Origin of the sequence: Pannonibacter anstelovis, from assembly GCF_036881715.1 — a bacterium.
GTDB lineage: Bacteria > Pseudomonadota > Alphaproteobacteria > Rhizobiales > Stappiaceae > Pannonibacter > Pannonibacter anstelovis.
This window is the reverse complement of the sequence record NZ_JBAKBF010000003.1, coordinates 20921-33859: the sequence shown is the minus strand read 5'-3', so window position 1 is coordinate 33859 and position 12939 is coordinate 20921. Positions and strand designations below refer to the sequence as shown.

11 protein-coding genes are annotated in these 12939 nt (G+C 63.7%); 5 read left to right on the top strand and 6 right to left on the bottom strand.

What is annotated here, in order from left to right; all coding sequences use genetic code 11:
• Positions 1-297: 297 nt before the first annotated feature.
• The 5 genes from V6L75_RS05480 (at position 298) to V6L75_RS05460 (ending at position 5250) form a co-directional block, all read left to right on the top strand.
• A complete protein-coding gene (locus tag V6L75_RS05480; protein WP_334250519.1) occupies positions 298-1908 on the top strand; it encodes a phosphoenolpyruvate carboxykinase in 1611 nt (536 codons plus the stop codon).
• Positions 1909-2170: 262 nt separating this feature from the next.
• The gene (locus V6L75_RS05475) at positions 2171-2491 is read left to right on the top strand and encodes an XdhC family protein (RefSeq protein ID WP_334250518.1); all 321 of its coding nucleotides are present in this window, start codon (positions 2171-2173) and stop codon (positions 2489-2491) included.
• Positions 2481-3176 (top strand): XdhC family protein, encoded by a 696-nt coding sequence (locus tag V6L75_RS05470; RefSeq protein WP_334250517.1) that lies wholly within the window; start codon positions 2481-2483, stop codon positions 3174-3176. The genes V6L75_RS05475 and V6L75_RS05470 overlap by 11 nt, the downstream gene beginning before the upstream one ends.
• Entirely contained in the window at positions 3176-4801 is a 1626-nt protein-coding gene (locus V6L75_RS05465; RefSeq protein ID WP_334250516.1) for a molybdopterin-binding/glycosyltransferase family 2 protein, read from the top strand. Before V6L75_RS05470 ends, V6L75_RS05465 begins: the two co-directional genes overlap by 1 nt.
• 242 nt (positions 4802-5043) lie before the next feature.
• A complete protein-coding gene (locus tag V6L75_RS05460) occupies positions 5044-5250 on the top strand; it encodes a hypothetical protein (RefSeq protein WP_334250515.1) in 207 nt (68 codons plus the stop codon).
• Positions 5251-5440: 190 nt separating this feature from the next.
• Here the strand turns inward: V6L75_RS05460 and V6L75_RS05455 are convergent, their stop codons facing one another.
• The 6 genes from V6L75_RS05455 to V6L75_RS05430 all read right to left on the bottom strand — a co-directional run bounded on the left by V6L75_RS05455 (position 5441) and on the right by V6L75_RS05430 (position 12834).
• Complete coding sequence (locus V6L75_RS05455; protein ID WP_334250514.1) at positions 5441-5848, bottom strand: F0F1 ATP synthase subunit epsilon; 408 nt, start codon at positions 5846-5848, stop codon at positions 5441-5443.
• A gap of 117 nt (positions 5849-5965) precedes the next feature.
• Positions 5966-7390 (bottom strand): F0F1 ATP synthase subunit beta, encoded by a 1425-nt coding sequence (gene atpD / locus V6L75_RS05450; protein ID WP_334250513.1) that lies wholly within the window; start codon positions 7388-7390, stop codon positions 5966-5968.
• Positions 7391-7409: 19 nt separating this feature from the next.
• Complete coding sequence (locus V6L75_RS05445) at positions 7410-8291, bottom strand: F0F1 ATP synthase subunit gamma (RefSeq protein ID WP_334250512.1); 882 nt, start codon at positions 8289-8291, stop codon at positions 7410-7412.
• A 37-nt stretch (positions 8292-8328) separates the two neighbouring features.
• A complete protein-coding gene (atpA, locus tag V6L75_RS05440; protein ID WP_334250511.1) occupies positions 8329-9858 on the bottom strand; it encodes a F0F1 ATP synthase subunit alpha in 1530 nt (509 codons plus the stop codon).
• Positions 9858-10418, bottom strand: coding sequence for a F0F1 ATP synthase subunit delta (locus tag V6L75_RS05435; protein WP_334250510.1), 561 nt, complete (start codon positions 10416-10418; stop codon positions 9858-9860). The genes atpA and V6L75_RS05435 overlap by 1 nt, the downstream gene beginning before the upstream one ends.
• 220 nt (positions 10419-10638) lie before the next feature.
• Positions 10639-12834, bottom strand: coding sequence for a primosomal protein N' (locus V6L75_RS05430; RefSeq protein WP_334250509.1), 2196 nt, complete (start codon positions 12832-12834; stop codon positions 10639-10641).
• Positions 12835-12939 lie beyond the last annotated feature (105 nt).

Genomic DNA, 12939 nt, shown 5'->3' with positions numbered 1-12939 from the left:
ATTAGCCGCCGTTTTTATAAGGCAGGAACCTGAGCGTCCCTCTGTCATGTGGGTGTGATCTGCGAAAGACAAAGTGTTCTGCGTCACAGTTTTGCTTAAATTCACGGTCCGAAATAAATCGTTTTGCCAAGTCTTTGTTTTTTAATCGATTAAATGGTCAAATCATCCTTTCTGTTCTCTTGTTGCGCAGCAGCAGATCAACTAGGGTCCGCCTGCGCCGGGACTTGAGGGGCAGCAGATCAGGTGCGATCCCCCGGCCCTCCGGCGCGTGTAGACAGATTAAGGGACTGCGCGATCATGAAAGAGACAGGTGTCCGGAACCCGGCCTGCGGCCTTGAAACAATCGGCCTGACGGGGCTCGGTGCGATTTATTGGAACCAGAACGAACCGTCTCTTTACGAATACGCGCTGCAGCGCGGTGAGGCGCGGCTGTCGGCCGGCGGGGCTCTGGTGGCTGACACCGGCACCCACACGGGCCGTTCGCCGAAGGACAAGTTCGTTGTCTGTGATGCTTCGACCGAAGATCAGGTCTGGTGGGACAACAACGCAAAGATGACGCCGGAGCAGTTCGACGTTCTGCTGGGCGACTTCCTCGATCATGCCAAGGGTAAGGATCTGTTCGCGCAGGATCTCTACGGCGGCGCCGAGGCGGCCTATCGTCTTCCCGTACGTGTCTATACCCAGTTTGCCTGGCACTCGCTGTTCATCCGCAACCTGCTGATCCGCCCGAAGGCGGACGAGCTGTCCACCTTCGTGCCGAAGATGACCATCATCGATCTGCCGGACTTCAAGGCAGATCCGGCACGTCACGGCTGCCGCTCCGAAACGGTCATCGCCTGCGACCTGTCGCGCATGATCGTGCTCATCGGCGGCACGTCCTATGCAGGCGAGATGAAGAAGTCCGTCTTCACCTTCCTCAACTACCTTCTGCCGCCGCAGGGCGTCATGCCGATGCATTGCTCGGCCAACGTTGGCAAGGACGGCGACACGGCTGTCTTCTTCGGCCTGTCGGGCACCGGCAAGACCACGCTCTCCGCTGATCCGGAGCGCACTCTCATCGGTGACGACGAGCACGGCTGGGGCAAGACCGGCGTCTTCAACTTCGAAGGCGGCTGCTACGCCAAGACCATCAAGCTGTCGAAGGAAGCCGAGCCGGAGATTTTCTCCACGACGCAGCGTTTCGGCACCGTGCTGGAAAACGTGGTGCTGGATGAAGCCCGCGTGCCGGATTTCGACAATGGCTCGAAGACCGAAAACACCCGTGCGGCCTATCCGATCCACTTCATCTCGAATGCCAGCACCACAGGCGTTGCACCGCAGCCGAAAACGATCATCATGCTGACCGCCGATGCCTTCGGCGTGATGCCCCCGATCGCCCGGCTGACCCCGGCGCAGGCGATGTACCACTTCCTCTCCGGCTACACCGCGAAGGTGGCGGGCACGGAAAAGGGTGTCACCGAGCCGCAGGCGACCTTCTCGACCTGCTTCGGCGCGCCTTTCATCCCGCGCCATCCGAGCGAATACGGCAACCTGCTGCGTGATCTCATCGCCGAGCAGGGCGTCGATTGCTGGCTGGTGAACACCGGCTGGACGGGTGGGGCCTATGGCACGGGCAGCCGCATGCCGATCAAGGCAACCCGCACGCTGCTGCGTGCGGCGCTGGATGGCTCGCTGAAGAGCGCTGCCTTCCGCATGGACCCGAACTTCGGCTTCGCCGTTCCGGAAGCCGTTCCGGGCGTCGACAGCGCCATTCTGAACCCGCGTGAAACCTGGGCGGACAAGGCCGCCTATGACGCGCAGGCCAAGAAGCTGGTGCAGATGTTCATCGACAACTTCGCCAAGTTCGAAGACGCAGTGGACAGCTCCGTGCTGGCCGCAGCTCCGGCATCGCGCAACGCGGCTGAGTAATCCGCTTCCCGGCTGGGAATGACGGAAGGAGAACAGAGACAGCCGCAGCAATCGCTGCGGCTGTCTTGCGTTTTACAGCTTTCCAAACGGGCCCCGGCATGCGCACCCATCATGCCGGGTTCCGCTGCAGCGCCCCGGCCCTCCGGGGCGCTGTTCCTTTTTCGGCCCGTATTTATGCAGCTGGTCCGGCTGAACGGGTTTTTCTTTCCAGCGCCTGCATCATCCCTATATCCTTGTGGGAAAGACCATGAGGGAGAGAGCCATGGCGGACGAACTGGCAGTGGCAGAAGCCTGGGTGAAGGCAGGCCGCAAGGTGGCGGTGGCGACGGTGGTGGAGACCTGGGGCTCGGCCCCCAGACCTGTAGGCTCCCATCTTGTTATTGACGCGGAGGGCAATTTTGAGGGCTCGGTCTCTGGCGGCTGTGTCGAAGGCGCAGTGGTGGCTGAAGCGGCGGATGTGATCGCTTCCGGCAAGGCCTCCATGCTGGAGTTCGGCGTTGCCGATGAAACAGCCTGGCGGGTTGGCCTGTCCTGCGGCGGGCGCATCCGCGTCTATGTGGAGCCGGTGACCCATGCAGCTTGATCTTCTTGCCGCTCTCAATGAGGAGCGTTCGGCCCGCCGTGCCGCTATTCTGGTGACGGAGCTTGCCAGCGGCGCCCAGCGGCTGGTGAAAAAAAGGGAGCTGGATGCCGCGGACCCTTTTGCCGCAGAACTTGGCAAGCGGTTTTTATCCGGTGCGTCCGGGCTGGTGACGGCAGAAGATGGATCGCAGGCGTTCCTCACCGTTTCCGTGCCATCACCGCGCCTCATGATTATCGGCGCGGTGCATATTTCGCAGGCGCTTCTGCCCATGGCGCAGATTGCCGGATTCGACGTCACGGTCATCGACCCGCGTACGGCCTTTGCCTGTCCGGAGCGCTTTCCGGCTGACGTGCTGATGGCCGACTGGCCGCAGGATGCCTTGAGCACCCGCCCGCTGGATGCCTATACGGCACTGGCAGCTGTTACCCATGATCCGAAGATCGACGACTTTGCGCTGGAAAGCGCCCTTGAGGCCGGGTGCTTCTACGTGGGGGCGCTTGGCAGCCGCAAGACCCATGCCTCCCGCTTGCAGCGGCTGGCGGCAGCAGGCGTTTCAGAAACGGACCTTGCCCGCATCCGCGCCCCCATCGGCCTTGATATTGGCGCGGCCTCCCCGGCAGAAATCGCTGTCGCGGTTCTGGGCGAGGTGATTGCCGCGCTGCGCAAGCCGGGCGGAGGGCGCTGATGCAGTTTGGCTCAGTTCCTCTGGCGCAGGCCGAAGGTGCGTTGCTGGTTCATGCGACGCGCACCGCAAACGGGCTGCTGAAGAAGGGGCACCGCCTTACCGCAGCCGACATTGAGGCGCTGGCCGCAGCGGGACTGACGGACATAACGGTGGCGCGGCTCGAACCGGGCGACGTGGATGAAAACACGGCAGCGCAGCGGCTGGCAAAGGCAGCCGCAGGCAGCGGCTTGATCCGCGACGGGGTGCAGACCGGCCGCGTCAATCTTCATGCGGAGGTGAATGGCGTGCTGGTCATTGACCGGCAGAAGGTCGATGCCATGAACCGCATTGATCCGGCGCTGACCTTCGCCACCCTGCCGGAATTTGCCGCCGTCAAGGCGGGCCGGATGGTGGCGACAGCGAAGATCATTCCTTATGCGGTGGCCGAACAGCATCTGGCTGCGGCGGAACTGGCCGGAGCCGGGGCAATCCGCGTTGCACCCTACCGGCCCCGCCGGGTGGGGCTGGTGGCAACCCTGTTGCCGCAGCTAAAGCCGGTCACCATGGACAAGACCCGCAAGGTGCTTGAGCGCCGGCTAGAGCCTTCCGGCAGCACGGTGATTGCCGAGCACCGGGTGCCCCATGACAGAGACCCGGTAGCTGAAGCGCTTGCCGCCCTGAAGCGCCAGGGGGCGGATTTCTTCGTTCTGTTCGGCGCCTCCGCCATCGCCGACCGGCGCGATGTTCTGCCCGCAGCCATCGAACAGGCGGGTGGCCGGGTGATTCACTTCGGCATGCCGGTGGATCCGGGCAATCTGATGCTGCTGGGCGAGCTGGAGGGCATGCCGGTCATCGGCGCGCCGGGCTGTGCCCGCAGCCCGGCGGAGAATGGCTTTGACTGGGTGCTGAACCGGCTTCTGGCGGGGCTTCCTGTCACGCCAGATGTTGTGACCGGGCTTGGCGTCGGCGGTCTCCTTATGGAAATCGCCAGCCGGCCGCAGCCCCGGCAACAGGGGGCGGGCAAGTTTTCAGCCGCGAGTGCCAGCGGCCGTTATGGCGGCATCATTCTGGCGGCGGGCAGCTCCAGCCGCATGGCGGGCGGCAACAAGCTTCTGGCGCAGCTGGAGGGCAAGAGCGTGGTGCGTCATGTGATTGACGCGGCAGATGCCAGCTATCTCGAAGAGGTGATCATGGTCACCGGCCACATGGCGGAGCGGGTGAGTGAAGAAGCAGACGGAAGCCGCGTGCGGGCGGTCATCAATCCCGGCTTTGACGAGGGCATGGCGAGTTCCATCCGGCTTGGGCTGCGGACCCTGCCGGAAGATCTCGATGGGGTCGTGATTCTGCTGGGTGACATGCCGCGCATCACCGGCGCCATGATCGATGCCCTGATCGCAGCCCATGACCGCAGCGAAGGGCGTCTGATCGTGCTGGCGACGGCAGAGGGCAAGCGCGGCAATCCGGTGCTCATCGACACGCGTTTTCGCGAAGATCTCATGCAGCTTCAAGGTGATACGGGTGCCAGACATCTCATTGGCGCGCATGGTGATGTCTGTGCCGAAGTTGAACTGGGCCGGGCGGCGCGGCTTGATCTCGACACGCGTGAGTCTCTGGCTGCGGAAGGCGGAGTATTGACAGAAAGTTAACTGCAGTTGCAGCCATGCTTTGCCTGCAGGTCTTCCATGACGGCTAAGCTCTTGCGCAAAGTCTGCAAGGGCATTATGTAACCTGCACTTGATTTGCGGTTGCTGACGCGGACTTGGTCCTGTTTGGCTCCGCCATGAAATTCCAGCACGAGAATGCGACGTCTGGCCGCCCGGGATGCTCCGGAGGAGCGGCCTGTCTTTTGCTTTTCCGTGCAACAGAGACCGCCAAGAAGGAAAAGAAGATGGAAAATGCTCTGAGCCTCCCGCGTCCTGGCCGCTGCAAGTGGGCCGAAGGTGACAGCGGCAACTACACGTTCCCGTGCAATGTGCGTGTCGAGTCCGGCACGTCTTACTGCGCTGATCACCGCGCGCTTGTCTACATGCCGCCGGAAGAACGCCGCCGCTCCAGGAGCGCAGCTGCTCCGGTCTTCAAGCGCATCGCAGCCTGAGACAAGCGGAACTCAAGACAGGGCAGCTTTCCTCCTCCTGGCTGTCCTTTTTCAACCCGGCTCCCCGTTGAGCCGGGTTTTTTCTTGGGCGGACGCGTGCTTTGAGCTTGCGATCAGGCAAACAAAAAACGCGGCTCCGGAGAACCGCGTTTCGAAATGCATACGGTATGAGCGTGACCGTTCGTTACCCTCAGGCCGCCTTGAGCGCCGTCTGGATCTCGATCAGCTGGGCCAGCGTTGCTTCGGCTTTGGTGCGGGCCTCATCGTCGCGGGCGTCGGCAACATCCTCACGGGCGTCCTGCACCTGCTGGGCGATGACGTCGGCCTTCAGCTCCGAAACCGGAATGGCCTGCTCGGCCAGAACGGTGAGGCCGCTGGTGGACACGTCGGCAAAGCCGCCGCGCACGAAGTACTCGACCAGCTTTCCTTCGCCGGTGCGAACCTTCAGCAGGCCCGGACGCATGGTGGCCATGAACGGGCTGTGATCCTTCAGGACACCAAACTCGCCTTCGCTGCCGGGAACGGTGACCTCGAGAACCTTGTCCGACAGGAGAAGGCGCTCAGGGGAGACAAGCTCAAACTGAAATGGCTGTGCCATCTGGCGTGTCCTTTGTTCGTCGCAATGCGGGCGGCAAAGCCGCCCTGCAAGAGGCGGCGCCACGCGGGCGCCCGCCGGTTACAGGCCGCTGCCGGGGTCCGGCAGCGGCAGATCGCATCAGGCAGCTTCAGCAGCCAGGCGCTGGGCCTTCTCGATCGCTTCCTGGATGTTGCCAACCATGTAGAAGGCAGCTTCCGGCAGGTGATCGTATTCGCCTTCGACCAGACCCTTGAAGCCCTTGATCGTGTCTTCGAGAGCGACGAGCTTGCCCGGCGAACCGGTGAAGACTTCGGCCACGAAGAACGGCTGGGACAGGAAGCGTTCGATCTTGCGGGCGCGGGCCACGGTCAGCTTGTCTTCTTCAGACAGCTCGTCCATGCCCAGGATCGCGATGATGTCCTGCAGAGCCTTGTAACGCTGCAGGGTCTGCTGCACCTGGCGAGCCACATTGTAGTGCTCTTCGCCGATGATGCGGGCATCCAGCATGCGCGAGGTCGAGTCCAGCGGGTCCACGGCCGGATAGATGCCCTTTTCGGCGATCGAACGGTTGAGAACCGTCGTTGCGTCGAGGTGGGCGAAGGTCGAAGCCGGCGCCGGGTCGGTCAAGTCGTCGGCGGGCACGTAAACGGCCTGCACCGAGGTGATCGAACCCTTGGTGGTGGTGGTGATGCGTTCCTGCATGGTGCCCATGTCGGTCGCCAGCGTCGGCTGGTAACCCACGGCGGACGGGATACGGCCGAGCAGAGCGGACACTTCGGAACCGGCCTGGGTGAAGCGGAAGATATTGTCCACGAAGAACAGCACGTCCTGGCCCTGGTCACGGAAATGCTCGGCGACGGTCAGACCGGTCAGAGCAACGCGGGCACGGGCCCCGGGGGGCTCATTCATCTGGCCGTAAACGAGAGCAGCCTTGGAGCCTTCGCCGCCGCCCTTCTTGTTCACGCCCGATTCGATCATTTCCCAGTAAAGATCGTTGCCTTCACGGGTACGCTCACCCACGCCTGCGAACACGGAGTAACCGCCGTGCGCCTTTGCGACGTTGTTGATGAGCTCCATGATCAGAACGGTCTTGCCGACGCCAGCGCCGCCGAACAGGCCGATCTTGCCGCCCTTGGCGTAGGGAGCCAGCAGGTCCACCACCTTGATGCCGGTGACCAGGATCTGCGCTTCGGTCGACTGCTCGACGAAGCTCGGAGCTTCCTGGTGAATGGCACGCTTGGCGTCATGGGGGATCGGACCGGCTTCGTCAACCGGCTCGCCGATCACGTTCATGATGCGGCCGAGGGTGCCATCGCCAACCGGCACGGCAATCGGGGCACCGGTGTCGGTGACCTTCTGGCCGCGCACGAGGCCTTCGGTGGAGTCCATCGCAATGGTGCGAACGGTGTTTTCGCCGAGATGCTGGGCAACTTCGAGCACCAGACGGGTGCCCTGGTTGTCCGCTTCCAGGCTGTTCAGAATCTGCGGCAGGTGGCCGTCGAACTTGACGTCGACCACGGCGCCGATGACCTGGGTGATCTGTCCGACTTTATTGTCAGCCATCCCTCAATCCTCGATCCGGTCAGAGCGCTTCGGCGCCCGAGATGATTTCAATCAGTTCCTTGGTGATCTGAGCCTGACGCTGGCGGTTGTAGCGCAGTGTCAGTTTCTTGATCATGTCGCCTGCGTTGCGGGTCGCATTGTCCATGGCGGACATGCGGGCGCCCTGCTCGGAGGCAGCGTTTTCAAGGAGCGCACGGAAGATCTGCACCGACACATTGCGGGGCAGAAGGTCGGTGAGAATAGCGGCCTCGTCGGGCTCGTACTCGTACACCAGCGACGCACCACCGGCAGCCTTGGCCGTCTCCGGCAGCTTGGCCGGGATGAGCTGCTGCGCGGTCGGCACCTGGCTGATCACCGACTTGAATTCGGCAAAGAACAGGGTGCAGACGTCGAACTCGCCGGCCTCGAACATCTTGAAGACAGTGTCCGAGATGTCAGTCGCATTGGCATAGCCAATGGACTTCACGCCGCGCAGCTCGATGGTGCGGATGACGTACTTGCCAAGCTCGCGCTTGATGGCATCGAAGCCCTTCTTGCCCACGCAGAGGATTTTCACCTCCTTGCCCTGTGCAATCAGGCTCCGGGCCCGCTCGCGCGCCAGCTTGGCGATCGAGGAGTTGAAGCCGCCGCACAGGCCGCGTTCGGCGGTGGCAACGATCAGGAGATGTACCTGATCGCGCCCCGTACCGGTCATCAGCTTCGGCGCATCATCGCGGCCTTCAAAGGCAGCGGCAATGTTGGCCAGCACCTGCTCCATGCGTTCCGCATAGGGCCGGGCCGCCTCCGCAGCGTCCTGGGCGCGACGCAGCTTCGCCGCGGCCACCATTTTCATGGCCTTGGTGATCTTCTGCGTCGCCTTGACCGAGGCGATACGGTTTCTTAGGTCCTTCAGGCTCGGCATGGCCGCCCCTGCTCCTTATCCCGACAGCGTTTCTGGTTTACGAGAAGCTCTTGGCGAAAGCTTCGATCGCGGCACGAAGGCGCGCGGTCAGCTCATCGTCGAGGGCCTTCTTCTGCCAGATGGCGTCGAGGAGGTCAGCATGCTCACCACGCAGGGAGAGCAGCAGGCCAGCCTCGAACTCGCGAACGCGTTCCACCGGGATCTTGTCCAGGTAGCCGTTCACGCCGGCGTAGATGACGGCAACCTGCTCCTGCGTCTTCAGCGGTGAGAACTGCGGCTGCTTCAGCAGCTCGACCAGACGGGCACCGCGGTTCAGCAGGCGCTGGGTGGTGGCATCGAGGTCTGAGCCGAACTGGGCAAAGGCCGCCATTTCGCGGTACTGAGCCAGCTCGCCCTTGATCGGGCCTGCCACCTGCTTCATCGCCTTGATCTGGGCCGCGGAGCCGACGCGCGACACCGACAGACCCACGTTCACGGCCGGGCGGACGCCCTGGTAGAACAGGTCGGTTTCAAGGAAGATCTGACCGTCGGTGATCGAGATCACGTTGGTCGGAATGTAGGCCGACACGTCGTTTGCCTGGGTCTCGATGACCGGCAGCGCGGTGAGCGAACCGAGGCCGTTGTCCTCGTTCAGCTTGGCCGCACGCTCCAGCAGACGGGAGTGCAGGTAGAACACGTCGCCCGGGAAAGCTTCGCGCCCGGGCGGGCGGCGGAGCAGCAGGGACATCTGGCGGTAAGCCACGGCCTGCTTGGACAGGTCGTCGTAACCGATCACGGCATGCATGCCGTTGTCGCGGAAGTACTCGCCCATGGCGCAGCCGGCGAACGGAGCCAGGAACTGCAGCGGTGCTGCATCCGAAGCGGTCGCGGCGACGACGATGGAGTAGGCGAGAGCACCGCTGTCTTCCAGGGTCTTCACGAACTGCGCGACGGTGGAGCGCTTCTGGCCGACTGCAACGTAGATGCAGTACAGCTTGTTGCTCTCGTCCGAGCCTTCATGAAGCGGCTTCTGGTTGAGGAAGGTGTCGAGGATGATCGCGGTCTTGCCGGTCTGGCGGTCACCGATAACGAGCTCGCGCTGGCCGCGGCCGATCGGGATCAGGGCGTCGATCGCCTTGAGACCGGTGGACATCGGCTCGTGCACGGACTTGCGCGGCAGAATGCCGGGAGCCTTGACGTCGACGCGGCGCATTTCAGTCGCTTCGATCGGGCCCTTGCCGTCCAGCGGGTTGCCCAGCGGATCGACAACGCGGCCGAGCAGGCCCTTGCCGACCGGGACTTCCACGATGGCGCCGGTACGCTTGACAGTGTCGCCTTCCTTGATGTCGCGGTCGGAACCGAAGATCACGACACCGACGTTGTCGGTTTCAAGGTTGAGCGCCATGCCCCGGATACCGCCCGGGAACTCGACCATTTCACCGGCCTGGACATTGTCCAGACCGTAAACGCGCGCAATACCGTCACCGACGGAAAGCACTTGACCGACTTCGGACACTTCGGCTTCTTGGCCGAAACCCTTGATCTGGTCCTTGAGGATAGCGGAAATCTCCGCGGCCCGAATATCCATCAGCCGACCTCTTTCATTGCGAACTTGAGAGTATTGAGCTTGGTGCGCAGCGACGTGTCGATCATGCGGCTGCCGACCTTGACGACAAGGCCGCCAATGAGGGCAGGATCAACGCTCGCGGCGATCTTGACGGACTTGCCCGTGGAAGCCGAGAGAGCCTCCTTCAGGGCAGCGACATGCGCATCCGACAGGGGAGCAGCGGAAACGACTTCAGCAGTCGCCTCGCCACGCTTCTCGGCGAGAAGCGCCCGGAAGGCCTTGATCATGTCGGGAAGAACGAAGAGGCGGCGGTTCTTTGCAGCCAGCTTCACGAAATTCGCGGCAAGACCGGTGATACCGGCCTTGGCAAGCAGCGCGTCCAGAGCCGCAAGCTGCTCTTCGGCGCTGAATACGGGGCTGCGCACCAGACGGACGAGATCTGCGCTTTCGGCAAGCATGCCTTCAAACGCGTTGAGATCACGCTCGACGTCTGCGGTCACGCCGCCGTCCCCGGCAAGGTCCAGCAGGGCAGAAGCATAGCGCTTCGCGACGCCGGATACGAGAGATACGTTGTCAGTCACCAGGTCCGAGCTCTCTGACACATTTCTTGGCACCGGCAAGGGTCAACCCCGAGTCAATGCCTTGAAAATTATTGGTTTTTCAGGGTCATAAGGTTTGACGGCAGAACCGCACCCCCCAGAAGCCGCGCCTCGAATAACACAGCCCACCGAGGTGTGCAACTTTGCCAGTGGGCAGAAATGCTGCATTTCGGCGGAATCTTGCCGCAACGTGCAACAGCGGTCACAAAAACTGCTGCGGGTCGATATCGATCTGCAGCCGCAACCCGCCGCGAGCGGGGGGAACAAGGCTCATCCAGTGCCGCAGATAGCCCTGAAGGTCCACCTGCCGGGGTGCCATGGCGAGCAGGCGGAAGCGGTGGCGGCCGCGCACCAGCGCCATCGCCGCCTCGGCCGGGCCCAGCACGGTGATGCCCTGATGCGGCGGGGCGGCGCGCAGCACGGCGCGGGCAAATCCTTCAGCCTGGGCCTTCTCGGGGCCGGAGATGATCAGCGCCGCCAGCCGCCCGAAAGGCGGCAGGCCTGTAACGCGGCGGGTCTCGATCTCGGCCTGGTAAAAGGCCTCGCGGTCAGCAGAAACCAGCGCCTTCAGCACCGGATGATCGGGTGAGTAGCTTTGCAGCAATCCGCGCCCGCCGCCGGTCATGCGCCCGGCCCGGCCTGTCACCTGTGCCAGCAGCTGGAAGGTGCGCTCGGCCGCACGCGGGTCACCATGGGCAAGGCCAAGGTCCGCATCCACCACGCCGACAAGCCGCATGAGCGGAAAATTATGGCCCTTGGCGACAAGCTGCGTACCGATGATGATGTCGGCACCGCCATCCTCGACGATCTTCATTTCCCGCCGCAGCCGCTCCGGGCCGCCGCTGATATCCGACGACAGGATGAGGGTGCGTGCCTGCGGAAAAAGCCCTTCCACCTCTTCGGCGATTCTCTCCACGCCGGGGCCGCATGCAACAAGTGCATCCTGCGTGCCGCACGCGGGGCAGGCGCGGGGCACGGGCTCCTGATGGCCGCAGTGGTGGCACACCAGTTTGCCCTTCATCCGGTGTTCCACCAGCCAGGCGCTGCAATGACCGCACTGGAACCGGTGGCCGCAGGAGCGGCAGAGCGTCAGCGGAGCATAGCCGCGCCGGTTGAGGAACAGGAGCGACTGATGTTTTTCGGCAAAGGTCTGGCGGATGGCTTCGATCATGGCAGGCGCCAGCCAGCGGCCGCGCTCCGGCCCTTCGGTGCGCATGTCGATGAGCCCCAGTTCCGGCAGGGCTGCGCCCGTCGCACGCTCCGGCAGCACATGGCGCACGTAGCGGCCCGTATCCGCATTCACCCGGCTCTCGACAGAGGGCGTTGCAGAAGCCAGTACCACGGGAAAGCGCGCCAGATGCCCGCGCACCACGGCCATGTCGCGGGCGTTGTAGGACACCCGGTCATCCTGCTTGAAGGCGGTGTCGTGTTCTTCGTCCACGACAATGAGCCCCAGATTGGCAAAGGGCAGGAACAGCGCCGAGCGCGCGCCAACCACCACTGGGATCTCGCCCTTCGCCACCCCGCGCCAGACGCGGGCGCGTTTCTTCGGCGTGATTTCCGAATGCCACTCGGCCGGCGGCACGCCGAAGCGCTGCTCGAAGCGGCGCAGGAACTGTTCCGTCAGGCCGATTTCCGGCACCAGAATCACCGCCTGGCGCCCGCGCCGGATGGCCTCCGCCACAGCCTCGAAATAGACCTCCGTCTTGCCCGAGCCGGTGACGCCATCAATCAGCGACACCACGCCGCCCTTGGCGAAGCTCTCCACAAGCGCGGAAGCAACGGTGCTCTGGGCTGGTGTCAGCTGCGGCGGGGCAAAGGCCGGATCCGGCGGCAGGGGCAGGGGGCTGGCGGTCATCGCCACGGTTTCCAGAACGCCCTGCTGCAACAGCCCGTCGATGACCGAGGCGCTGACACCCGCCGACGCGGCGAGGCCCGGCTTCGTCCAGGCCATGCCGTCTTCCATCAGCGCCAGCACCCTAGAGCGGGCAGGGGTTGCCCGGTCAGGCGCCGCGCCTTCGACGCGGATGACGCCGGAAACGGGCGCTTCCGGCTCCAGCGCATCTTCCGAGCGCAGCACCATGCGGGCCACCATGCCCGGAGCGGCCAGCGTCCAGTTCGCCACCCAGTCAATGAAGCGGCGCAGTTCATCGCCCAGCGGCGGGGCGTCATAGACATGGGTGATGGATTTCAGCTTGCGCGGATCGATGCCCGCTTCCGGCTCTACATCCCAGACGACGCCCACCACCTCGCGCGGGCCCAGCGGCACACGCACGATCGCGCCGGGGCGCACGCTCATCTCCGCCGGAACCTTGTAGGTATAAGGCGCAGGCACGGCGACCGGCACCAGCACGCTGACGATGGTCTCATGGTTGCGGGGCAGATCGTCAAACAGCATGGGCCCTCGCTCCGCGGCGCGCTGTGCCGCGCACGTCAAAAAGCCGGGTCAGATGCTGAGGGACGTATCGCAATCGCTTGTCACATTCCGAATCGGGGGTGTTGC